Genomic DNA, 23,170 nt, shown 5'->3' on the forward strand with positions numbered 1-23,170 from the left:
CTATTTTTTGGCGTGCAGGAGGGCGACGGCGGCTTCGGCCGTGAGCAGGCGGAAGGTCAGGCTTTCCTGGAAGTAGAGCTGCACCGCGGCGGGCGAATGGCTGGCATAGCCGATGGAGATGTCCTGGCCCACGGTGAGTTCGAAATCCCCGCCCCGTGTCGTCAGCACCAGCCCGCCCTCGATCGCAGGGGCCCAGATCACCGGCCCGTCCACCAGGCGCTCGACATGGTGGAACACCGGATAGCCGTCATCGCTGCCGCCGGCCGCCGCCGTATAGGCATCGCCCCCCAGCACCAGCGCATAGGGACCTTCCACACCCGCCAGCCGCAACTGGCTCACCGCCTGCGCCACCACGTCCGGATAGGCCTTCACCTGGGCCGGAAGCGTCAGCGCCGGGTTGCTGAGACCCGGGCGGATGCCCCCGATCCCGGCCGCGGCAAAACCGTCGAACACCGCCCGATCCTCGGCAAAGGCCAGCTTGCGCGCCGCCTCCTTCAGCGGCGACCAGTCCGAGTCGAGCGCCCCCCGCTCCACATCGTCGATCGCCGAGCGGGCTAGCTCGAAGCCCACGCGCAGCTCGACCAGCGCCTGCACCTCCCGCTGCACCGCCTCGATGCCCTCGCCAGGCCCGGCAAGCGGGCGCACATGCCCGGTTCCCACCGCCGAGGCCGCCAGGCCCTGCGGGCCTTCCAGGTCGACCACACGCCGCGCCGCCAGATGACGCTTGAGGGTGCGCGCCGCCTCGTCCTCGATCTGCCCCCACGCTGCCTCTGAGATCGGTGCCAGCTCCCGATGGAGATTATTCATGGTCTGCCTTCCTCTTGAGCGATCCAATGCCGAGCGAACCATCGCCGCCGGACGGGCGTAAGCCGGGACTTGCCGCCGCCTCGGGCTCCGGCGGGGCCGCCTCGCCCGCTGCCGGTGCGCCGGCCGCCACATCGTCCAGGAACGTCGCCGAGGGCACGAAGAACAGCGAACCCGTCACCGCCCGGCTGAAATCCAGCAGCCGGTCGTAATTGCCAGGCGGGTGCCCGACGAACATGTTCTCCAGCATCTGCTCGATCCGGCGGGGCGAACGCGCATAGCCGATGAAATAGGTGCCGAACTCGCCCTTGCCCGCATCCCCGAACGGCATGTTGTCGCGCAGGATCTCCAGCGCCTCGCCATTCTCCTCGATCGAGGTCAGGACATTGTGGGCATAGGGCGCCTTGAGCGCATCCTCCTGCTCGATGTCCGACAGCTTGGCACGCCCGATGATCCGCTCCTGCATCTCCACCGGCAGCCGGTTCCAGCCCGCCAGGTCATGCAGGTATTTCTGCACGATCACATAGCTGCCGCCGGCAAAGGCCGCATCCTCCCCGCCGATCAGGGTGGCATCCACCGCTGCCTGCTCGACCGGGTTCTCGGTGCCGTCGACAAAGCCGATCAGGTCGCGGTCGTCGAAATATTTGAAGCCGTGCACCTCGTCCACATTGGCCGCCGCCTCCCCGATCCGCGCCATGATCTGCGCCGCCAGTTCGAAGCAAAGGTCCATGCGCCGGGCGCGGATGTGAAACAGGATGTCCCCCGGCGTCGACACCGCATGATGCACGCCACGGATCTCGCGGAAAGGGTGCAGTTCCTTCGGCCGGGGCGCCCCGAACAGACGGTCCCACATCTGAGAGCCCAGGCCCATCACGCAGGACAGCCGCCCCTCCAGGTCCCGGAACCCCACAGCCCGCAACAGACCCGACAGATCCGCGCACAACGCCCGGATCGCCGCCTCCGCCTCCGCGCCAGGCTGGACCGTCACCACCAGAAATATCGCACTGCCCGTCAGCGAGGATACGACAGGCTGCGAAACGATAGAGGGCAAACTCGACTCCATACGGCTATCCGTCCGGCGGCTGATGGGCTTCAGCCCAAATCGACGGGACGCCCGGACTGCTCTTCTTCGAGGGTCACGGCAATGTCGGCATTGGCGGACAACCTGACTTTCTCGCCTTCGACCCCAGCCACGAAACCGATCTCGATATAGTGGTGGTGTCCTCGATGCGCTCCGAAGCTGTCGCTCAATTTGAGCTCGATACGATCGCCCACGACGCGATCCACCGTCCCGACATGCACGCCATCGGCTCCGATCACGTCCATATTTGGCTTGATCTGGTCTTTCATCACACCTTCTCCTTTGTTGGTCTCTTACGCAATACAGCTATCGATCGGATGACATTGGGGAGCTTCAGGCCGCCTCGAACTCATCCTCGTCCACGATTTCCGGAGTCTTGCCATTGAAGGTGAGGCTCTTCCTGCCGGCGGAGATCTTCACCTTCATATCGTCGCCGACCTCGCCCGCCAGGATCATCTCGGCAAGCGGATCCTGGACGTAGCGCTGGATCGCCCGCTTCAGCGGTCGGGCGCCATAGGCAGGGTCCCATCCCTTGCCAGCCAGCCAGTTCCGCCCCTTGGCATCGAGCAGCAGATCGATCTTGCGATCATCCAGGAGCTTGCGCAGGCGGGCAACCTGAATCTCGACGATCCGTCCCATTTCGCTCTTCTGCAGGCGGTGGAACAGGATGATGGCATCGACCCGGTTGAGAAACTCGGGACGGAAATGCGCCCGCACCATCGCCATCACCTGTTCACGCACGGCGCTCGTCTTCTCGCCTTCGGCCTGGTTCACCAGAAACTCCGCGCCGATGTTCGAGGTCATGATGATCAGGGTGTTGCGGAAATCGACGGTACGGCCCTGCCCGTCGGTCAGCCGCCCATCATCCAGCACCTGCAGGAGGACATTGAAGACATCGGGATGGGCCTTCTCGATCTCGTCGAACAGCACGACCTGGTAGGGCCGGCGCCGCACGGCTTCGGTCAGCGCGCCGCCCTCGTCATAGCCGACATAACCCGGAGGCGCCCCAATGAGGCGGCTCACCGAATGCTTCTCCATATATTCGGACATGTCGATGCGGATCATCGCGGTTTCGTCGTCGAACAGAAACTCCGCGAGCGCCTTGGCGAGTTCGGTCTTGCCGACACCGGTCGGCCCCAGGAACATGAAGCTCCCGATGGGGCGGTTGGGATCCTGCAGCCCGGCCCTCGCGCGCCGGACGGCCGTCGAGACGGCCCGCACGGCCTGCGCCTGCCCGACGACACGCTTGCCCAGCATCTCTTCCATATGGAGCAGCTTGTCCTTCTCGCCCTCCAGCATCTTGTCGACGGGCACGCCCGTCCAGCGCGAGACCACCTGCCCGATGTCGTCGGCAGTCACGGTTTCGCTGATCGACGAATTCTCGCTGGCCTCGACAGTGGCCAGCTTCTTCTCCAACTCCGGAATCCGGCCATAGGTGAGTTCGCCCGCCCGCTGGAACTCGCCCTTGCGCTGGGCATTGGCAAGTTCCGTGCGCAATTGTTCCAGCTCGCTCTTCATCTTCTGCGCGTCGGAGAGCTTGCTCTTTTCGGCCTGCCATTGCGAGGTCAGGTCGGCCGACTTCTTTTCGAGCTCGACAAGGTCCTTGTCGAGCGTTTGCAGCCGGCTCCTGGAGCCGGCATCCGTCTCCTTCTTGAGAGCCTCCTGCTCGATCTTCAGACGAACGATCTCGCGATCGAGCGAGTCCAGCTCTTCCGGCTTGGAATCCACCTGCATCTTCAAGCGGGCCGAAGCCTCGTCGATGAGATCGATGGCCTTGTCCGGCAGGAAGCGATCGGTGATGTAGCGGTTCGACAGCGTGGCTGCCGCGACCAAAGCCGAATCGGCGATCCTTACGCCATGATGAAGCTCGTATTTTTCCTTCAGGCCCCGCAGAATCGAAATCGTGTCCTCGACCGTCGGCTCGGAAACGAAAACGGGCTGGAAGCGCCGCGCCAGCGCGGCGTCCTTCTCCACATGCTTGCGATATTCGTCGAGCGTGGTCGCACCCACGCAATGCAGCTCGCCGCGCGCCAGAGCCGGCTTGAGCAGGTTGGAGGCATCCATGGCACCGTCGGTCTTGCCGGCCCCAATCAAGGTATGCATCTCGTCGATGAACAGGATGATGCCGCCCTCGGCGCTCGTCACCTCCTGCAGCACCGCCTTGAGCCGCTCCTCGAACTCCCCGCGATATTTCGCGCCGGCAATCAGGGCGCCGAGGTCGAGCGCAAGCAGCTTCTTGTCCTGCAGGCTCTCGGGCACGTCGCCATTGACGATGCGCAGCGCCAGGCCTTCGACGATCGCCGTCTTGCCGACGCCGGGCTCGCCGATCAGCACCGGGTTGTTCTTGGTGCGCCGCGACAGCACCTGGACGGTGCGGCGGATCTCCTCGTCGCGGCCGATCACCGGGTCGAGCTTGCCGTCCCGTGCTGCCCTGGTCAGGTCGCGGGCATATTTCTTCAGGGCGTCATAGGCATTCTCGGCCGACGCGCTGTCGGCGGTACGGCCCTTGCGCAGTGCGTCCACGGCCGCGCCGAGGTTGCGGGGGTCGACACCGCCCTCGACGAGCAGTTTGCCCGCCTCGTCGCTCTTGTCCGCGACAAGCGCCTGCAACAAACGTTCAACCGTCACGAAACTGTCGCCGGCCTTTTCCGCCGTGCTCTGCGCGGCAGCAAGGAGGCGCGCCGTCTCAGGGGCCAGATGGACCTGTCCTGACCCCGTACCGGAGACCTTCGGCAATTTTGCCAGAGCGTCTTCGGTCGCCTGCAGGATCGCGCGCGAATTGCCGCCCGATCGGTCGATCAGTCCCGAAACGAGGCCTTCCTTGTCGTCGAGCAGGACTTTCAGCACGTGAAGAGGGGTCAGTTGCGGATTGCCCTCACGCGAAGCGAGGAATTGCGCCGACTGGATGAAGCCACTGGCGCGATCGGTATATTTATCAATGTTCATCGAGCCATCCTTCAAGGCAGAGACAACTGGTCGAAACGAGAGCGGTGGAAACCGACACACCTGTTGTTCGACGGGGCGTGAGCATGAAGGCCGCAGGCCCCCCGATATCGTAGCGCGGCATCCTCCCCATGACCTCGATCCTCCACGATCCGTTCGCATGCCCCTCGGCGCGCCGGCACGGCTGCCCAGCCATAGGAGCAACAGGCGTGCCAATTTGAAAAGAAAGCGAAATCAATCAGATAGAACTTCGTACCCGCCGGCGACGGACACTCTGTCGAAGCTGCCGCGGACAAAATGTCCGTAGCGCCGGGGCGGTATCACCGTGCTTCGGGCAACCAGACGAGGAATGTCGTGCCCCTGCCCGGCTCGCTCGATACGGAAATCCTGCCGCCCTGCCGCGTCACCAGCATCTGGCTGATCGAGAGGCCAAGTCCGGTGCCCTCGCGCGTCTTGGTGGTAAAGAACGGGTCGAACACCCTTTCGATCACCTCCGCCGAAATACCGGCGCCGGTGTCCGCAACCTCGATGGCCACCCCCGCCCAGCCATCCATGTCGCTGTCATGGTTGCGCAGGAGAAGGCGCCCGCCATGCGGCATGGCATGAATGGCGTTCACGAGCAGGTTGACCAGGACCTGCTGCAATTCGGTGCGGTTCATCGCGATCAGGCGGGATGCGCGATCCTCCCTCTCCAGGGTGATCGTCGTCTTCCTGATGAGATGCTGAACGAGCGGCAGCGTGTCGGAAACGATGGCGGCGACGGCATAATGCTCGGTATAGCCGGCATATTCCTGGGGCTTGGCAAATTGCAGCAGCTTGGTGATGATTTCGCTGATGCGCGCCATCTGCTGGTCGATGAGGCGGAACTCCACCTTGGCCTTTTCAGCTTCGGCGCCCATCAGCTCGCGGATCACCTCGAGATTGCCCTGCATCACGGCGATCGGATTGTTGATTTCATGGGCAATGCCCGCGCTGATCTCCCCGATCGCCGCAAGCTTCTCCGACATCACGAGCTGCTTGGTGGTGTTTTCCAGCTGCATGGTGGCCTGGTGCAGTTGGTGGGCACGTTCCTCGACACGGCGATTGAGCTCGTCGTTCCAGTGACGCAGCTGTGCATCGCGTTGCTGGAGCAAATCGAAGAGATGATCGAGGTGAAAAGCCACCTCGCCGATCTCGTCCTTCGTCTTCACATGACCGGTTCGCGCGGACAGGTCGCCGGCTTCAACACGCGAGATCGCGCCCGTCATCCGCTCCAGCGGCCTGAAAATATTGGTTGCCCAGATCAGGAACAGGGGAACCGTTGCCGCCACCGCCAGCAGGAACGCCCCGGCAAGCGTCAGCAAGGTCTCATATTTGGCCTGTGTGAACGGTTTTTGCAGAAAACCCACATAGAGCATGCCGACCCGCCGGCCATAGCTGTCGATGATGGGCTCATAGGCAGAGATGAACCAGTCGCTGACGACGAAGGCGCTGTCGCGCCATGTCCGCCCCTGGTCGAGCACGGCATTGCGCACGACTTCCGAAACACGGGTTCCGATTGCACGCTGTCCTTCGAACAAACGCACATTGGTGCTGATGCGAATATCTCCCAGGAACAGCGTGGCCGTGCCCTGGCTCCCCTCGGGCAGGCCGGCCTCATGGTAGATCAGGTCGTTGATCGTATCGACGAAGGCAAGATTCTGGTTGAGCAGCGTGCCGCCGACCAGGGCTGCCCGCCGACCATCCGGCAATGTCAAGGCCGTGGCCGAGTGGAGCACCAGGCCGCGGCTTTCCTGGGAGGGCGTGGCGGCGGTACTGCCGAGGGTGGGCACGATCTCGATACGCGCTCGTGCGGCGAGATCGGGGGAGAAGGCACCAAGCTCTTCGGCCTCGAAAACATCGACGGCCGTCTTCGAGTGCCCTTCGAGGGCCGAACGGATGATCGGCCAGCTCGAACGGACGGAGGACGATGCCGTGGCATAAGCGCTCGCGAGTATCCGGCCATTGTCGTCGACGATATAGAGGAAATCAAACTGGCGCGCCTGTGCGATCTCCTTGAGAAGCGAAGTAAACGCCGCGTTCGGATAACCGTTTTGCTGAAGCAGGTTCTGGAAACGCGCCGATTCACTCACCGACGCCAGCCGGGAATCCGTATTTTCGAGAATACGGGCCATATACTGATGGGCAATCGTTAAGTCGTCATTGACCTTGGAGATTGCCATGGCATCGAACCGGGCATTCCAGCGATAGAGGCTGATGCCCAGCAGCAATGGCAGGATCACGAGCATGGGCACGAGCGCGATCGCAAGCAGGCGATAGCGTACCGATCTTCTTTTTCGGGTTCTCGGGGCTTGGTCCCTAGACATTCCAGCTGACGCATTTGCGATCGATGGTCTTGCGCGAGATGCCGAGGCGGCGGGCAGCCTCCTCGCGATCGCCCTTGACTTCACGCAGGACCGACAGGATGTGGCGCCGTTCGACCTCGGCCAGGCTCTGGCCGCCCCTGTCGTCATCGCCGTCACTGGCAATGCGTTCGATATCCTCAGGAAAACCGCCGAGGATCACCGTTCGTTCGATCAGGTTGCGAAGTTCCCGAATGTTTCCCGGCCAGTCATAGCGTGCCAGCGCAGCGCGTACCCTGTCGTCGATGGCGACAGGAGGCATGCCGAGCTGCTGGGCGAATTCGCGCATGAACAAGGCCGCGAGTTCCTGTACGTCATCGCCGCGATCCTTCAGCGGCGGCAGATGGATCTGCACGACATTGATACGGAAGAAGAGATCGGCGCGAAAACTGCCGGCCTCGACGCGCTTGGGAAGATCGGCATTGGTGGCAAAGATGAAGCGGGCGTCGAAAGGAACCTCGCGTTCCGAACCGACCGGCCTGACACGTCGATCTTCCAGGACGCGCAGCAGCTTGGTCTGCAGCGAAAAGGGCAGGTCGCCAATTTCATCGAGGAACACCGTGCCGCCCTGGGCATGCATGAAAAGCCCCTCCCGCGCCCTGCCCGCACCGGTGAAGGCCCCTTTCAGATGGCCGAACAATTCGCTTTCGATCATGTCCGCCGGGATGGCACCGCAATTGATGGGCACGAAAAGCTTGTCTGAACGACCGGAAAGCGAGTGAAGCGAGCGCGCCGCGACTTCCTTTCCGGTTCCCGACTTGCCGGTCAACAGGACCGAAGTCGGCAAGGGCGCAACGCGTGCGATGGTCTGCCGCACATTCTGGATCGCCCTGGAGTCACCGAGCAGCTTGTTGCGCAGGAAGATCTGATGGCCTGGCGATTTCAGCTCATGGTGCAGGACGTCGTTCTCGCGCTGCAACCTGATCCGGTCGAGGCAGCGAGCAACCGCGTTGAGAAGCTGGTTGGAGCGGAATGGCTTGAGCACGAAATCGACGGCGCCGGCCCGCAAGGCACCGATCGCGGTGTCCAGATCGGCATAGGCCGTCATCAGGATGACATCGGCAAAGAAGCCGACGGCTCGCTGTTCGGCAAGCCAATCCAGGCCGTTCTGTCCCGGCATGATATTGTCGAGAATGACCACGTCGAAATGCTGCTGGTCGAGTTTCTGGGACGCCTGTTTGGTGTCCGCGGCTTCGGCGATCAGCCTGCAGCGTGGCCCCAGGATCTTGACCAGGAAATTGCGCATGCCCGGTTCGTCGTCGACGACCAGGATCGAAGCCTGGGCCAGCCACGGCCCGAATTGTGGATCCGCGGCAGGGCCGGCAGTATCGTGAGCGGGATCCTCGGACATCAATACTCCTTCCCAACCGCACCCTGGCCGGACATGAGGAACCGTCAGCTCCCCAGAAATGCGGGCGCCAAACTCTCTTCCACCATCTCCCGGGCGGCCTGGGGCGTCTGCTGGCTGCCGTCAATGTCGAGACGGGTCGCTGCCTCGAACAGCAAGGCGCGTACATCGTCGGCGGAAAGAAAGCCCTTGGCCACGAGCTTGCGCACCAGGGCCTGCAGGATGAGGACATCGATCCCCGGTTCGGACGCCATTGGGCTTTCGTTCATGCCACTCTCCCCCTGCCTCTAGCTAGGAACGCTCCTGCAGATCTCCACGCAGCTGCGCAAGGGCCTGGCGCAACCCATGGAGCTGATCCATCAGATGCAGGATGACGTCGATACCCTCGTCATTGGCCCCGATATCGTTCTTCAAATCCTGGATCAGGCGCGCGCGTGCAATGTCGATCTCGGTGAATTGCACCCCCGCCTGCGTCTGCCGGGGAATGAGCCAGCGCTGCTCGAGCCAGAGTTCGAGCGTCTGCACCTGGATGCCGGAACTCGCCAGAAATTGCTGCTTGTTCATGCTCATGATGCTCTATCCTCGCGGGGATTGAAGTCCTTGCCCTTCCAGTTCGAAACAAAGGCTTCGAGTTCCGGATCGGGCCCTTTGGGAAGGACGATCTTGAGCCTGACGAACTGGTCGCCCTGTCCTCCCCCCCGACGCGGCGCCCCCTTGCCCTTGAGACGCAGGGTCGTGCCGGTGTTCGCCCCTTTCGGCACGGACATCGTTACATCGCCGCTCGGGGTGGGAACGCGCACCCGCCCCCCGAGCACGGCCTCCGACAGCGAAATCGGCAATTCCAGCGTGATGTCGTCGCCCTCGCGCGTGAAGCGCCTATCCGGCAGGACTTCCACCTCGATCAACGCATCGCCGGGACCGCCCGTACCGGCGCCCGGCGCGCCCTTGCCCTTCAGGCGCAGGGTCTGTCCATCGACCAGGCCGGGCGGAATCTTCACATCGAGCGTACCACCGTCCGGCAGGGTCAGGCGCTTGTTCGCTCCCATGACCGACTCGACGAACTCGATCGGCAGCCGATAGTGCAGATCCTGGCCGCGCCGGTTGGCACGCGCCCGCTGGCCGCGCCTCAGCAGCTCGGCAAACGCGTCCTCCCCATCCATGAAGTCGGCAAAACCGGAGGCATCGGCATAGGGATGGTCGTGATCGGCGCCCGCATATTCGCGGTAGAAATGCTGGGGCGGGCGTTCCGCACCGCTCGCGTCGATCTCGCCATTGTCGAAGCGCTTGCGCTTGTCGGCGTCGCTGAGCAGGTCGTAGGCGCCCGCGACTTCCTTGAACTTCTCCTCGGCGCTCTTGTCGCCGGGATTGAGATCCGGATGCAGTTTCTTCGCAAGCTTGCGATAGGCGCTCTGGATTTCGGCCGACGATGCCGTTGGGGCAACACCCAGAACCTCGTAAGGATTTCTCACAACTTACTCCGATAGCATTTCCACGGCGTTTTGCGGTTTGACGGCTCACGGGTTTCAGGAGGCGCCCCATCGCGCCTCCGTTCGATGCTGGAAACGCCGGGACTCGGCCCGGCGCGGGCCCTCGATGCTAGAGCATTTTCAGCGGCCAGTCAGGCAGGCTTCGCCTGGCGAACAAAATGCCTTTCTCGGCAGGATCGGCCTGCATACCTGCCGTCGGATCAACCCGATTTCTTTGCATCACTGTCGTCCACTTCGCTGAATTCGGCATCGACCACATCGTCTCCGCCGGCATGAGAAGTCGTATCGGGCGATGCGCCCGGCTGCGGCTGCGCATAGGCCGCCTCCGCCAGTTTCTGCGAGAGTTGCTGCAAGGCGGCCGCCTTGGCGGTGATCGCGGCTGCATCCTCGCCTTTCGCCGCCTCGCGCAGATCGGCCATGGCATTCTCGATCGCCCGGCGATCCGCCTCGGCCACCTTGCCGCCATGCTCGGCAACCGCCTTCTCGGTCGCATGCAGAAGGGCCTCCGCGCTATTCCTCGCTTCCACGGTCTCCCTGCGCTTCTTGTCCTCGGCGGCATGGGCTTCGGCATCCTTGACCATCCGCTCGATGTCGGCTTCGGAGAGGCCGCCGGACGCCTGGATCTGGATGCGCTGCTCCTTGCCGGTCCCCTTGTCCTTGGCGGAAACATTGACGATGCCGTTGGCGTCGATATCGAAGGTCACGTCGATCTGGGGCACGCCGCGCGGAGCCGGCGCGATGCCCATCAGGTCGAACTGGCCAAGCAATTTGTTGTCGGCCGCCATCTCGCGTTCGCCCTGGAAGACACGGATGGTGACGGCGTTCTGATTGTCCTCTGCGGTCGAGAACACCTGGCTCTTCTTGGCCGGAACGGTGGTATTGCGTTCGATGAGGCGCGTAAAGACGCCGCCCAGCGTTTCCAGCCCGAGCGAGAGGGGCGTGACGTCGAGAAGCAGGACGTCCTTGACGTCACCCTGCAGCACGCCGGCCTGGATTGCGGCACCGACCGCGACGACCTCGTCGGGATTGACGCCCTTATGCGGCTCCTTGTCGAAGATCTTGCGCACGATCTCCTGGATCTTCGGCATCCGGGTCATGCCGCCGACCAGCACGACCTCGTCGATGTCCTTGGCCGCCAGCCCCGCATCCTTCAGCGCATTGAGGCACGGCTCGATGGTTCGCTGCACCAGGTCCTCGACCAGGGACTCGAATTTCGCCCGCGTCAGCTTGATCTGGAAATGCTTGGGGCCGCTGGCATCGGCCGTGATGTAGGGCAGGTTGATTTCCGTCTGGGTGATGGTGGAGAGCTCGATCTTGGCCTTCTCCGCCGCCTCCTTCAACCGCTGCAGGGCCAGCTTGTCCTTTCTCAGGTCGATGCCCTGCTCGCGCTGGAACTCGTCGGCCAGGTAGTTCACCAGGCGCATGTCGAAGTCCTCGCCGCCGAGGAAGGTGTCGCCATTGGTCGACTTCACCTCGAAGACCCCGTCGCCGATGTCGAGGATGGAGATGTCGAACGTGCCGCCACCCAGATCGTAGACGGCAATCTTGGCCTGCTTCTTCTTGTCGAGCCCATAGGCAAGCGCCGCGGCCGTCGGCTCGTTGATGATGCGCAGCACCTCGAGCCCCGCAATCTTACCGGCATCCTTGGTTGCCTGCCGCTGCGCATCGTTGAAATAGGCGGGAACCGTGATGACGGCCTGCGTGACCTTCTCGCCGAGATTGGCCTCGGCGGTCTCCTTCATCTTCTGCAGGATGAAGGCCGAGATCTGCGAGGGCGAATAGGCCTTGCCCTGGGCCTCCACCCAGGCATCGCCATTGGCCGCCTTGACGATCTTGTAGGGGACCAGCGCCTTGTCCTTCTCCACGGTCGGATCGTCATAGCGTCGGCCGATCAGGCGCTTGACCGCAAAGATCGTGTTGGTCGGGTTGGTCACCGCCTGCCGCCTGGCCGGCTGCCCGACGAGACGCTCGCCATCGCCGGTAAATGCGACGATCGACGGCGTGGTCCTCGCGCCCTCGGCATTCTCGATGATACGCGTGTTCTTGCCATCCATGACTGCAACGCATGAATTGGTCGTTCCCAGGTCGATTCCGATGATCGTTGCCATGAAGGTGCTCCCTGTTATTGAATTTTGGACTGTGTGTTCCGCGTTTCTCGTCGTTGACGCTGCCTGGGCGTCTCAGGCAGCGGATTGGCCGCCTGGTGGCGAACGGCCGGATATCGTCGAATGCGATGCCATGATGTCCCGTCAGTGGGCGCCCTTCGCAGACGCTGGTCCTGATGCGACAGCAACAGACGTGCCAGACTGGATGCGCAGCAATATCAAAGACTTATCGGAAAGGTTTCAGCCCATTGGGACAACCTGTCCGTTCGACGCCGGACAAACTGTCCTCAGGCAGAGCCGGCCAGGCCGTCAGGGCTGCCTTCCGGCTCCGGGTTCCGCCGGCTGCCTCGGTCCACCGCTGGAAACGCCGACCCTGGCCGGGCGCAAGGAGCGCGCTCCGATCGAATACCCGGCGTCGACGACCTTGCTGACGGTACCGCTCGGCACCGAGGGATCGGGCACCTCGAACATGGCTTCGTGGAAATTGGGATCGAAGCGCTCTCCCAGGGGATCGAGCTTCCTGACACCATGTCTTTCCAGGGCACGCAGCAGCTCTTTTTCCGTGAGCTCCACCCCTTCGATCAGCGTCCTGACCGCCTCGTCGCCTTCGCGGGCTTGCGCCGGCACATTGGCGATCGCGCGCTCGATATTGTCGGCCACCGCCAGCATGTCGCCGGCAAATTTCGCGATGGCATATTGGCGTGCATCGTTCAGGTCACGCTCGGCCCGGCGGCGGACATTCTCGGTTTCAGCGAGGGCCCGCAGCAATCGATCCTTCAGCGCGGCATTGTCAGCCTCGAGCCTGGCGATGACCGCTGCGGCATCCTCAGCCGGTCCGGCCACGGATGGATCGCCCCGGTCCGTCGCCTTCGCTGTTGGCTCAGAGGCGTTTGCCGGCTCCGGTGACCCATGAATGTCGTTCTCGGGTTTGGCTCTTCTGGTCATTTCGCCTCCCTGTCGGATGCTTCCATATGAATGCCGCTATGCTGTATTCCCCGAAGGCAGAGACTTGCGGGCTGCATGAGCCCTGTTCCGACTGTCCAACGCCGATCCGGCTCAAGAAGATCCATTCAGGTTTAGCGCAGAAGGCATAGCCGGATCACCGCCGCCACCGTCCCAAGCGTGGCGATGCTGGCGGCCCAGATCGCAACCATCCAGGCGAACCGTTTCCAGAAGGGCGCCTGCGGAGCCATCAGTGATAACCATGGACGCCGGCCTTGCCGCGAAATACCCAATAGGCCCAGCCGGTATAGACGAGGATGAGCGGGATGATGACAAGGGCCCCGACAAGCATGAAGGCCTGGCTTTCCGGCGGCGCCGCCGCCTGCCAGATCGTCACGGCGCGTGGCACCACATAGGGATAGATGCTGATCCCCAGCCCGATGAAGCCGAGCAGGAACAGCGCCAGGGCCATCAGGAAGGGCAGCCGCTCCCGCTCTCGCCGCAGGCTCCAGAAGAAGGTCGCCGTACAGATCGCCACGAGCAGCGGCACCTGGGCCGTAAGCAGCACGCCGGGCATGGCGAACCAGCGTCGCCAATAATCATAATGCAGGAATGGCGTGGCCGCGCTGACGGCGCCGAGCGCTAGGAGCGTGGCGACGCCCAGCCAGAACGCCAGGTGGCGGGCATGGCGCTGGCTCGTCCCTTCCGTCTTCCAGATCAGCCAGCTCGCCCCCAGCAAGGCATAGCCGGTCACCACGGCCAGCCCCGTCAACATACTGAAGGGGCTCAGCCAATCGAGCCAGCCGCCGGCATAGGCCTCGTTCTCGACATGGACGCCTTGCAGGATCGCACCGAGCGTCACGCCTTGTGCCGACGCCGCGACGACCGACCCAAGACAGAAAGCCGTGTCCCAGAATGGACGGTGGCGCGGATCGCGCCAGCGAAACTCGAAGGCGACGCCACGAAAGACGAGCCCGAGCAGCATGGCGATGATCAGCGGATAGGTGGCCGGAAGGATGATGGCATAGGCCAGCGGGAAGGCAGCAAGCAGGCCACCGCCGCCCATCACCAGCCAGGTCTCGTTGCCGTCCCACACCGGTGCGATCGAGTTCATCGCCTGGTCGCGCTCCTCGCCCACGGCGAAGGTGGGGAACAGGATGCCGATACCGAGGTCGAAGCCGTCCATGACGACATAGGCCATCACCGCAAAGCCGATGACCGCCGCCCAGAAGATGGTGAGATCGATGCTGCCCATCCCGATCAATCCTTCGCCACCATGGGAACGCCGACGCCTGCAGCGGGCGTGATGCCGGCCGCGCGTTGCGGCAGGTTCGGTGGCTCGCTCTCGCCGCGTCCGGGTGCCTTCGCCATCAGGCGCAGCAGATAGTAGGTACCGGCCCCGAAGGCGCTGAAATAGACCAGCACGAAGGCAATGAGCGAGGCGGCAACGGCCGGCGCAGCGAGCGGTGAATGGGATTCGGCGGTTCGCAGCAAGCCATAGACCGTGAAGGGTTGCCGCCCGACTTCCGTCGTCACCCAGCCGGCAATCACCGCGACGAAGCCTGCCGGTCCCATGGCCACGGCGCCGCGATGCAGCCAGCGCCAGTCATAGAGCCTGCCCCGCAAGCGTGCGAGCAGGCTCCACAGGCCGATGCCGAGCATAGCGAAGCCGAGCGCCACCATGATCCGGAACGACCAGAAGATGATGGGGGTGGGAGGCCATTGATCCCGCGGAAAATCGGTGAGGCCCGGAAGCGGCGCATAGGGATCGTGCTTGAGGATCAGCGAACCGATATGCGGTATCGACACCTCGTAGCGCACGCGCTTTTCTTCGTTGTCCGGCAGGCCGAACAACACGAGGGGAGCACCATTGGGGCTGGGCTGGTAGTCGCCCTCCATGGCCAGCACCTTGGCAGGCTGATGCTCCAGCGTGTTCAGGCCATGGGCATCGCCCGCCAGGATCTGGATAGGCGCCACGATCGCCGCCATCCACATCGCCATCGAAAACATCTTGCGCGCACCGGCATTGCCGCGGTCCTTGAGCAGGTGCCAGGCGCCGACGCCTCCCACCACGAAGGCGGTGGTGAGATAGGCGGCGATCACGGTATGGACCAGGCGGAAGGGAAAGCTGGCCGTGAAGATGATCGGCAGCCAGGACCCCGCCGGTACGAACTGCCCGCTGGCATTGACGGCAAACCCCGCCGGCGTCTGCATCCAGCTGTTGACGGCAATGATCCACGTCGCCGAGATCAGTGTGCCGAGAGCAACCATGCAGGTGGCGAAGAAGTGCAGGCCCCGGCCGACCTTGCTCATGCCGAACAGCATCACGCCGAGAAAGCCGGCTTCCAGGAAGAAGGCGGTCAGCACCTCATAGGCCATCAGCGGGCCGATGATCGGGCCCGCCTTGGTCGAGAAGACCGACCAGTTCGTACCGAACTGGTAGGACATCACCAGGCCTGACACGACGCCCATGCCGAACACGACGGCGAAGATCTTCAGCCAGTAGCGATAGAGATTGGCATAGACGCCCTTGCCCGTTTTGAGCCACAGCCCTTCCAGCACCATCAGATAGCTTGCAAGTCCGATGGAAAACGCCGGAAAGATGAAGTGGAACGACACCGTGAAGGCGAACTGCGCACGCGCCAGGATCACCGCATCCAGTTGCCCAAGCAACGTCCCCTCCCCTCAAAGAAGCCGAAAGATGTCGTCCCCGGGATAGCTGACGCCGAGGACCCTTGTGCTAACGATGCGGGACCACCCGCTACGCTTTTCAGAAAAGCCGAAGGACTTTTCGTTTGAGACAACACGCCGAAACAAAGAGTTGGAGGCAAAGCGCAGTTCCGCGAGACCGCACTTCGCTCTAGGCCCCGACGACGCGCACCGGTATCGATTTGGCGGCCGGAGTCCCGCTGATCTTGTCGTAATATTCGAGAGGCAGCAGCGGATTGAGCTCCGGATAATATCCCGCCACGGCCCCGCGAGGCATCGGATAATCTAGCACCGTCAGGCCTTCGACGCGACGCGTGATGCCGTCGTCGGTGATTGTTTCCAGCGCAATGCGAGAGCCCGCGTCGAGGCCTCGCGCCGCGCGATCCTCGGCATTCATGAACAGGATCATGCGGTCGTTGTAGACGCCGCGATAGCGATCATTGTTGCTGTAGATAGTGGTGTTGAACTGGTCATGCGAACGGACCGTGGCCAGCCGCAACATCGACGGGTCGGCGACCGGGACATTCACGTCGAGACCGGGCAGAAGCAGGAAATTCGCCTTGCCGTTCGGCGTCGGCCAGACCCGCCGCCGTGGTGGCACATCGAGATGAAAGCCCTTGGGATTCTTCACCTTTTCCGAAAAGCCGGCATAGATGTCCGGATAGACCTCGGCGATCTTGTCACGAATGAGATTGTAGTCGTGAATGTAGCTCGCCCAGGCGACCTTGCTGTTGGGCAGGCTTGCCAGGGCCATGCGGCAGACGATCTCCACTTCCGGCAGCAGATGGGCGCTGGCGGGCGTCAGCACGCCGCGCGAGGCGGTGACGTTCGACATGGAGTCCTCGATGGTCACGAATTGTTCGCCGGCTGCCGTATGGATCACCTCCGACCGGGAAATGACGGGCAGGATCAGTGCGTCGCGTCCGTGAACGAGATGGCCGCGATTGAGCTTGGTGGCGATACCGACCGTCAGGGCCAGCTTGCGCATCGCCGCATAGGATCTGTCGGTGTCGGGAATGGCGCGAACGAAGTTACCGCCCATGCCGATGAAGACCTTGGCCGTGCCCTTTTCCATCGCCTCCACGGATTCGACGGTGTGATGGCCGTGATGGCGGGGCGGCTCGAAGCCGAACACGTCGCGCACGCGGTCCAGATAGTCCTGGGAGGGTTTTTCATCGATGCCGACGGTGCGATCCCCCTGCACGTTCGAATGGCCGCGAATGGGTGAGATGCCCGCACCCGGCTTGCCGAAATTACCTCGGAGGAGGAGCAGGTTGACGACCTGCTGGAGCAGGCGCGAGCCTTCCTGGTGCTGGGTGAGGCCCATGCCGTAGCAGATCATGGTTGCGCGCGAACGGATGTAGATCTCGGCGCAGCGGCGTATCTGGTCTTCCGCCAGTCCGGAGATCTCCACGATATCCGCCCACTCCTGCGCCATGACATCGGCGCGGATCGCCTCCAGGCCGACGGTATGCCGGCTGACGAAATCCGTATCGATGATCTTCTCGCCTTGCGCCTCGCGCTCGAAGATCACCTTCATCATGCCCTTGAACAGGGCGAGGTCCCCCCCGATGCGGATATGGACGAATTCGCTTGCGATCGCCGTCGAGCCGAAGGTCGCCATCTGCACGACATCCTGCGGCTCGGTGAAGCGTATCAGCGCCCTTTCCGGCATCGGGTTGACGGCCACGATCGGCACGCCGCGTTTTCGCGCCTCGACCAGATTGGTCATCATGCGCGGCGAGTTGGTGCCGGTGTTCTGGCCGATGACGAAGATGGCCTCGGCGTGCTCGAAGTCCTCCATCACAACCGTGCCCTTGCCGACCCCGATGGAGGCAGGCAGGCCGCGGCTCGTCGGCTCGTGGCACATGTTCGAACAGTCGGGAAAATTGTTAGTGCCGAATTCCCGGACAAAGATGGAATACAGGAAGGCAGCCTCGTTGGGCGTGCGCCCCGAGGTGTAGAACTCCGCCTGATGGGGGCTTTCGAGCGCCTTGAGGTGATCGCCGATCAGCGCAAAGGCGGCCTCCCAATCACAGGGGACATAGCGGTCGGACGCCGCATCGTAACGCATGGGTTCGGTCAGCCGGCCCTGCATTTCGAGCCAGTAGTCCGACTGCTCCATGAGTTCCGAGACGGTGTGCTTTTCGAAGAACTCCCGGGTGATCCTTCTCTTCGTCGCCTCGAAGGCCAGCGCCTTGGCGCCGTTCTCGCAGAATTCGAGGGTCTTCTTCTGGTCGGGATCGGGAAAGGCGCAGCTCGGGCATTTGAAGCCGCCGGGCTGGTTCATGGCGAGCAGCGCGCGCGACCCCTTGGTGACGACGCTCTGCTCCAACAGCACCTTGGCAGTCGCTGCAGCAGCGCCCCAGCCCCCTGCCGGATGATGGTACGTCTTATATTCAGGCTTGTTGTCGGCCATGCTCGAAACCGCTCCGCGGAAACTGTCGAGCACATAGTAAAACACTCTATCTATTTGAAATCTATAGACATTTTGTCCATTTTACATGGACAAAATGTCCAAGAAATCGTGGATTTCCGGTACCAAGTCATTGACGTTTCGTCCGGCCCGGAGGTGGCACGAATGATGCCTTCAGAACAACCGCCCAAGATCGGAGAGTCCCCACCCTCGCTCGCTGCCATAGCCCCCTCGACTATGGCCATTGTCTGGACGGCACCGAGCTTCTCGACGATCGACGGCATCCAGTCCCGCAGGCAGGTGCCCGCACAAAGAGGAGATCGCGATGACAGGGGCGGCTGCATGATCCTGCGCTCAAAGCCCAGCTTCAGGGACATCCTATTCGCCGTCAACGGCTCCATCTTGCCACGCATAGCGCCCCGTCTCCTCGCAATCGCATTTATCAGCGTACTGGCGATTTATGCAGCACAGGAACATCCAGGCATCTTCGCGCGGATCAGTGCCATTCCCTTCACCTTGATCGGCATCGCCTTGTCGGTGTTCATGAGCTTTCGCAACAATGCCTGCTACGCCCGCTGGTGGGAAGGACGCAGGCTCTGGGGCGAATTGATCATCGCCTGTCGATCGCTCGCGCGCCAAACCTCCACCCTGGAAACCGATGACCGACGCTTCCTCCTCCAGGGATTATGCGCTTTCTCCGCGGGGCTGGCGGCCCATCTGCGGGGCCAGGACGAATTGAAGGCCATCACGCCTTGGTTCGATCTCGGCACCGCATCAAACAATCCCAATCTCACAAATGCCGTCCTTGAACAGATCGGCAAATATTGCCTGACGCTGATGCATAGAGGGCGGATAGATCCCATCCACTATTCGGTCATCGAACAGCAGATCGGCACCCTGACCGAGGTGCAGGGCGGATGCGAACGCATCGCCTACACGCCTGTTCCGTTTGCGTATTCCTTGTTGCTCCACCGAACGGCCCTCATCTTTTGCGTGACACTGCCATTCGCCCTCGCCGGCTCCCTGGATTGGTGGGCATTGCTTCCGGTTCTGCTCGTCGCCTACACGTTCTTCGGGCTTGACGCTCTCGGCCACCAGCTCGAGGAACCGTTCGGCCTGGAACCGAACGCATTGCCGCTGGACGCCTTGAAACGGACGATCGAACGGGAAATGCTTGCTCTCCTTGGCAGCGATGACCTCCCGGCTGCGATCAAGCCACGCAGAAACATACTGATGTAGTGTCAGCCCGGCCCGGGTCGAGAGGGGCGCAACTCGGTTCTCGCAGCCAGGACTCTGCCTCTTGACAGTCTATAAATTATATAGAGTATATAAATAGAATATTTTTTATCTGAGAGCGCGCCGTGCCCGATCATCGTCGGAAAATTCTCGGTATATCCGGCAGCTTGAGCCTGCCCAGCCGAACGACCGGACTGGTGCGCACCATCCTCGCCCGCTTCGAACATTTCGCGCAGGTCGAGCTGGTGGAACTGGCGAGCGATGCCGCGGCCCTGTTTGCAACGCATCCAAAGGGTCCGCGAACCGGGCGTGCGCGAGAGGTCATCGAGGCGGTCGAAAGCGCTGATCTGCTGGTCGTCGCGTCTCCCATCTACCGCGCCTCCTATACGGGTGCCTTGAAGCACCTATTCGACCTCGTCGACTATCGTGCCCTCGAAGGCAGGCCGGTTTTGGTGGCGGCAACCGGCGGAACCCCGCTGCATGCCCTGGCCATGGACCACCAGTTCCGGCCGCTGTTTGCCTTCTTCAAGGCCATCACGCTCCCGACCACCGTCTATGCGCTCGAGGGCGATTTTGCCGATCATGCCCTGGCCAGTGCCGAAGTTTCGGGGCGCATCGATCGCGCCGTCAGCGAAGCCCGCCTCCAGCTGCGCCTTTCCCACCCGCAGGGGTCTGGAACGGTCGTTCCGTTCCCTGCCACCGCCTGACCCCGCCATAAAACCAAGGATCCACCATGCCAGTCGAGCGTCAACGAGAACCGATCAAGTTTGCCTATTGGGTGCCCAATGTCTCGGGTGGTCTGGTGATCAGCTCGATCGAGCAACGCACGAGCTGGGAAATCGACTATAATCGCAAGCTTGCCCAGATCGCCGAACGGTCCGGCTTCGACTATGCGCTCAGCCAGATCCGCTTCACGGCGGGCTATGGTGCGGACAATCAGCACGAACCCCTCACCTTCAGCCAGGCGCTGCTCGCTTCGACCGAGCGCCTCAAGCTGATCGTGGCCCTGCTGCCGGGCCCCTGGCATCCGGCCGTCGCCGCCAAGCAGATCGCAACCATCAACAACATCTACGGCGCCCGGGTGGCCGTGAACATCGTCAGCGGCTGGTTTCGCGGCGAGTTCACCGCGATCGGCGAGCCCTGGCTCGACCACGACGAGCGCTACCGCCGGTCGGAAGAATTCATCCGCTCGCTGCGCGGCATCTGGACCGAGGAGAGCTTCACCTTCAATGGCGATTTCTATCGTTTCCGCAACTACAGCCTGAAGCCGAAACCCATCGATCCGCAGCCCGAGATCTTCCAGGGCGGCTCCTCGCGCGCAGCGCGGGACATGGCCTCTCGCGTATCGGACTGGTATTTCACCAATGGCAACACCCCCGAGGAAATCAAGAAGCAGGTCGACGACATCCAGGCCAAGGCGCGCGAGAACGGGCATTCGGTCAAGGTCGGCGTGAATGCCTTTGCCATCGCCCGCGATACCGAGGCCGAAGCCAAGGCCGTGCTGGACGAAATCATTGCAAAGGCCATCCCCGAGGCGGTCCACGGCTTTGCCCATGAGGTGAAGAATGCCGGGAAGGCCTCTCCGGAGGGCGAAGGCAACTGGGCCAAATCGTCCTTCCAGGACCTGGTGCAGTATAATGATGGCTTCCGTTCCAACCTCATCGGCACGCCGCAACAGATCGCCGAACGCATCCTGGCGTTGAAGGAGGCGGGCGCCGATCTGATCCTGCTGGGCTTCCTGCATTTCCAGGAGGAGGTCGAATTCTTCGGCCGCGAGGTCATCCCCCTGGTCCGCAAGCTCGAAGCGGCGCAGCCCGTGGCTGTCGCGGCCGAGTGATCGCGTTCCGTTCCTTCCCGCCCTGCAATCGTTCCATCCTGCATCCCTGCCATCGGCAGGGATGACGGGCAGAGACACGCTCATGACCACGGCAACCAGCGCAGTGCTGCAGCCTGCCCCGTCATATCGGGATGCGCCACCGATCGAGGCCGTTGAACCCCCCTCGACGCCAAAGACCGAACCGGCTCGGCGACAGGCTGCGCTGACGCTCGAACATATCAGCCTGTCTTTCGGAGGCATTGCGGCGCTGGGGGATGTCAGCTTTGCGGTCGAGCTCGGCGAAACTCGAGCCATTATCGGACCGAATGGTGCCGGCAAGAGTTCGCTTCTCAACGTCATCAGCGGCATCTATCGCCCTGACCACGGGCATATCGGCCTCGCCGGCCGTGACTTCCGGCAGGTGCCGGCGTCTAAACTCGCAACGCTCGGTGTTGCGCGCACGTTCCAGAACCTGGCTCTGTTCAGCGGGCTGGACGTGCTTGGAAATGTCCTGATGGGGCGGGCAGCCCTGCGGCACGCCGGTTTCATCGGCCAGATCCTGGGTCTGGGTCAGGCACGTCGCGAAGACAAGGACGCCCGCGAGCGCGCCGAGCGCATGGTCGATTTCCTGGACTTGCAGCCGGTTCGCAACCGCCCGGTCGCAACGCTGCCCTATGGCCTTCAAAAACGCGTCGAATTGGCCCGGGCCCTGGTGGCCGAGCCTCGCATCCTGCTGCTCGACGAGCCCATGGCAGGTATGACGGCTGCCGAGAAGACCGAGATCGCCGAGGTCATACGCAAGGCGCAAAGGCAGTTCGACCTGACGATCGTGATGATCGAGCACGACATCGGCATGGTCATGGATCTGTCCGACAGGGTGGCCGTGCTCGATCACGGCCGCCTCATCGCAGATGGCACCCCGCAGGCGGTTCAGGCTGATCAGGCCGTGATCGACGCCTATCTCGGCGTGGCGCACGACGACCGGGGTGGTGCATGATGGCCGATTTTGATTGGGCCTTCCTGGTCGAGGTGCTGGTCGGAGGCCTTCTTTCCGGCGTGATGTACTCGCTGGTCGCAATCGGGTTCGTACTTGTCTACAAGACCTCGGGCGTTCTCAACTTCGCGCAGGGGGCGATGCTGCTCTTTGCAGCCCTCACCTTCGTCAGCCTGATCGAGCGGGACGTCCCCTTCATCGCGGCGATAGCGATATCACTCGCCATCATGGCCGCGCTCGGCTTGGCGATCGAGAGGGCCGTGTTGCGCCCACTGGTCAACAAGCCGCCGATCACGCTGTTCATGGCAACGCTTGGCTTGTCCTATGTCATCGAGGGCGCCGCGCAGCTTCTATGGGGCACGCAAGTCCATGCGCTCGATCTGGGGATCGACGATACCCCGTTTGAAGTGGCCGGCGTGCTGATTTCCCAGTTCGACCTTTTCGCGGCGGGGGTTGCCGCCACGCTGGTGGCGATCCTGGCGGCCTTCTTCAATTTCACGCGCATCGGTTTGAGCTTTCGCGCCGTTGCCGACGACCAGTTCGCGGCCTATGCGGTCGGCTTGCGGCTGCCACGGATCTGGGCTGCCGTCTGGACCGCCGCCGGTATCGTCGCCCTGGTTGCAGGCCTGATCTGGGGCTCGAGGCTCGGCGTCCAGTTTTCCCTTTCGCTCGTCGTGCTCAAGGCCCTGCCTGTCCTGGTCCTGGGCGGGTTCGACTCGATCCTGGGTGCCATCGTCGGCGGTCTGCTCATCGGCGCGTTCGAGAAGCTTTCGGAAGTCTATCTCGGCCCCTTCGTCGGCGGCGGCATCGAAGGATGGTTTGCCTATGTGGCCGCGCTCGTCTTTCTGCTCGTGCGGCCCGCTGGCCTGTTCGGCCAGAAGCTCGTGGAAAGGGCGTGAACCGTGACC

The 23,170-nt window shown here is 62.9% G+C and carries 20 protein-coding genes; 5 read left to right on the top strand and 15 right to left on the bottom strand.

Annotated elements, in window-relative coordinates; translation table 11 throughout:
* From ACTJKX_RS33295 to ACTJKX_RS33365, 15 genes are all read right to left on the bottom strand, one after another.
* The gene (locus ACTJKX_RS33295) at positions 1-807 is read right to left on the bottom strand and encodes a family 1 encapsulin nanocompartment shell protein (protein WP_440726497.1); all 807 of its coding nucleotides are present in this window, start codon (positions 805-807) and stop codon (positions 1-3) included.
* Positions 800-1,867 (bottom strand): Dyp-type peroxidase, encoded by a 1,068-nt coding sequence (locus ACTJKX_RS33300; RefSeq protein ID WP_440727919.1) that lies wholly within the window; start codon positions 1,865-1,867, stop codon positions 800-802. Before ACTJKX_RS33300 ends, ACTJKX_RS33295 begins: the two co-directional genes overlap by 8 nt.
* Positions 1,868-1,896: 29 nt before the next feature.
* Positions 1,897-2,154, bottom strand: a complete 258-nt coding sequence (locus ACTJKX_RS33305) for a DUF2171 domain-containing protein (RefSeq protein ID WP_311944334.1) — start codon at positions 2,152-2,154, stop codon at positions 1,897-1,899.
* A 64-nt stretch (positions 2,155-2,218) separates the two neighbouring features.
* Positions 2,219-4,831 (bottom strand): ATP-dependent chaperone ClpB, encoded by a 2,613-nt coding sequence (clpB, locus tag ACTJKX_RS33310; protein WP_440727920.1) that lies wholly within the window; start codon positions 4,829-4,831, stop codon positions 2,219-2,221.
* Between the two features lie 317 nt (positions 4,832-5,148).
* The gene (locus ACTJKX_RS33315) at positions 5,149-7,173 is read right to left on the bottom strand and encodes a sensor histidine kinase (protein ID WP_440727921.1); all 2,025 of its coding nucleotides are present in this window, start codon (positions 7,171-7,173) and stop codon (positions 5,149-5,151) included.
* Positions 7,166-8,560, bottom strand: a complete 1,395-nt coding sequence (locus ACTJKX_RS33320; protein ID WP_367624498.1) for a sigma-54-dependent transcriptional regulator — start codon at positions 8,558-8,560, stop codon at positions 7,166-7,168. The genes ACTJKX_RS33315 and ACTJKX_RS33320 overlap by 8 nt, the downstream gene beginning before the upstream one ends.
* A 44-nt stretch (positions 8,561-8,604) precedes the next feature.
* Positions 8,605-8,826 carry a hypothetical protein gene (locus tag ACTJKX_RS33325; protein ID WP_440727922.1) on the bottom strand — a complete coding sequence of 74 codons (222 nt, stop codon included), beginning with the start codon at positions 8,824-8,826 and terminating at the stop codon, positions 8,605-8,607.
* 22 nt (positions 8,827-8,848) lie between these two features.
* On the bottom strand, positions 8,849-9,121 hold the full coding sequence (locus ACTJKX_RS33330) for a chaperone modulator CbpM (protein WP_376717785.1): 273 nt from the start codon (positions 9,119-9,121) through the stop codon (positions 8,849-8,851).
* A 2-nt stretch (positions 9,122-9,123) separates the two neighbouring features.
* Positions 9,124-10,026, bottom strand: coding sequence for a DnaJ C-terminal domain-containing protein (locus ACTJKX_RS33335; RefSeq protein WP_394315158.1), 903 nt, complete (start codon positions 10,024-10,026; stop codon positions 9,124-9,126).
* A gap of 218 nt (positions 10,027-10,244) precedes the next feature.
* A complete protein-coding gene (gene dnaK / locus ACTJKX_RS33340; RefSeq protein WP_311944328.1) occupies positions 10,245-12,152 on the bottom strand; it encodes a molecular chaperone DnaK in 1,908 nt (635 codons plus the stop codon).
* Positions 12,153-12,458: 306 nt separating this feature from the next.
* Positions 12,459-13,094: a nucleotide exchange factor GrpE gene (grpE, locus tag ACTJKX_RS33345; protein ID WP_415086830.1), complete on the bottom strand. Its 636-nt coding sequence runs from the start codon at positions 13,092-13,094 to the stop codon at positions 12,459-12,461.
* A gap of 131 nt (positions 13,095-13,225) precedes the next feature.
* Positions 13,226-13,342, bottom strand: a complete 117-nt coding sequence (locus ACTJKX_RS33350) for a DUF2474 domain-containing protein (RefSeq protein WP_311944326.1) — start codon at positions 13,340-13,342, stop codon at positions 13,226-13,228.
* Complete coding sequence (cydB, locus tag ACTJKX_RS33355) at positions 13,342-14,346, bottom strand: cytochrome d ubiquinol oxidase subunit II (RefSeq protein ID WP_394315161.1); 1,005 nt, start codon at positions 14,344-14,346, stop codon at positions 13,342-13,344. The genes ACTJKX_RS33350 and cydB overlap by 1 nt, the downstream gene beginning before the upstream one ends.
* 5 nt (positions 14,347-14,351) lie before the next feature.
* Positions 14,352-15,764, bottom strand: coding sequence for a cytochrome ubiquinol oxidase subunit I (locus ACTJKX_RS33360; protein WP_394315162.1), 1,413 nt, complete (start codon positions 15,762-15,764; stop codon positions 14,352-14,354).
* Between the two features lie 187 nt (positions 15,765-15,951).
* A complete protein-coding gene (locus tag ACTJKX_RS33365) occupies positions 15,952-18,219 on the bottom strand; it encodes an FdhF/YdeP family oxidoreductase (protein ID WP_440727923.1) in 2,268 nt (755 codons plus the stop codon).
* 339 nt (positions 18,220-18,558) lie between these two features.
* Here ACTJKX_RS33365 and ACTJKX_RS33370 point away from each other — a divergent pair, with 339 nt between their 5' ends.
* The 5 genes from ACTJKX_RS33370 to ACTJKX_RS33390 all read left to right on the top strand — a co-directional run bounded on the left by ACTJKX_RS33370 (position 18,559) and on the right by ACTJKX_RS33390 (position 23,161).
* Entirely contained in the window at positions 18,559-19,455 is an 897-nt protein-coding gene (locus ACTJKX_RS33370) for a bestrophin family protein (RefSeq protein WP_440727924.1), read from the top strand.
* A gap of 122 nt (positions 19,456-19,577) precedes the next feature.
* Positions 19,578-20,159 carry an NAD(P)H-dependent oxidoreductase gene (locus tag ACTJKX_RS33375; protein WP_394315165.1) on the top strand — a complete coding sequence of 194 codons (582 nt, stop codon included), beginning with the start codon at positions 19,578-19,580 and terminating at the stop codon, positions 20,157-20,159.
* Between the two features lie 26 nt (positions 20,160-20,185).
* Positions 20,186-21,289, top strand: a complete 1,104-nt coding sequence (gene sfnG / locus ACTJKX_RS33380; RefSeq protein WP_311944320.1) for a dimethylsulfone monooxygenase SfnG — start codon at positions 20,186-20,188, stop codon at positions 21,287-21,289.
* 82 nt (positions 21,290-21,371) lie between these two features.
* Positions 21,372-22,265 carry an ABC transporter ATP-binding protein gene (locus tag ACTJKX_RS33385; RefSeq protein ID WP_440727925.1) on the top strand — a complete coding sequence of 298 codons (894 nt, stop codon included), beginning with the start codon at positions 21,372-21,374 and terminating at the stop codon, positions 22,263-22,265.
* Positions 22,265-23,161: a branched-chain amino acid ABC transporter permease gene (locus tag ACTJKX_RS33390; protein WP_394315182.1), complete on the top strand. Its 897-nt coding sequence runs from the start codon at positions 22,265-22,267 to the stop codon at positions 23,159-23,161. Before ACTJKX_RS33385 ends, ACTJKX_RS33390 begins: the two co-directional genes overlap by 1 nt.
* Positions 23,162-23,170: the final 9 nt, after the last annotated feature.

The sequence above is a fragment of the Labrys sp. 22185 genome, assembly GCF_052045555.1.
In the GTDB taxonomy this organism is placed as follows: domain Bacteria; phylum Pseudomonadota; class Alphaproteobacteria; order Rhizobiales; family Labraceae; genus Labrys; species Labrys neptuniae.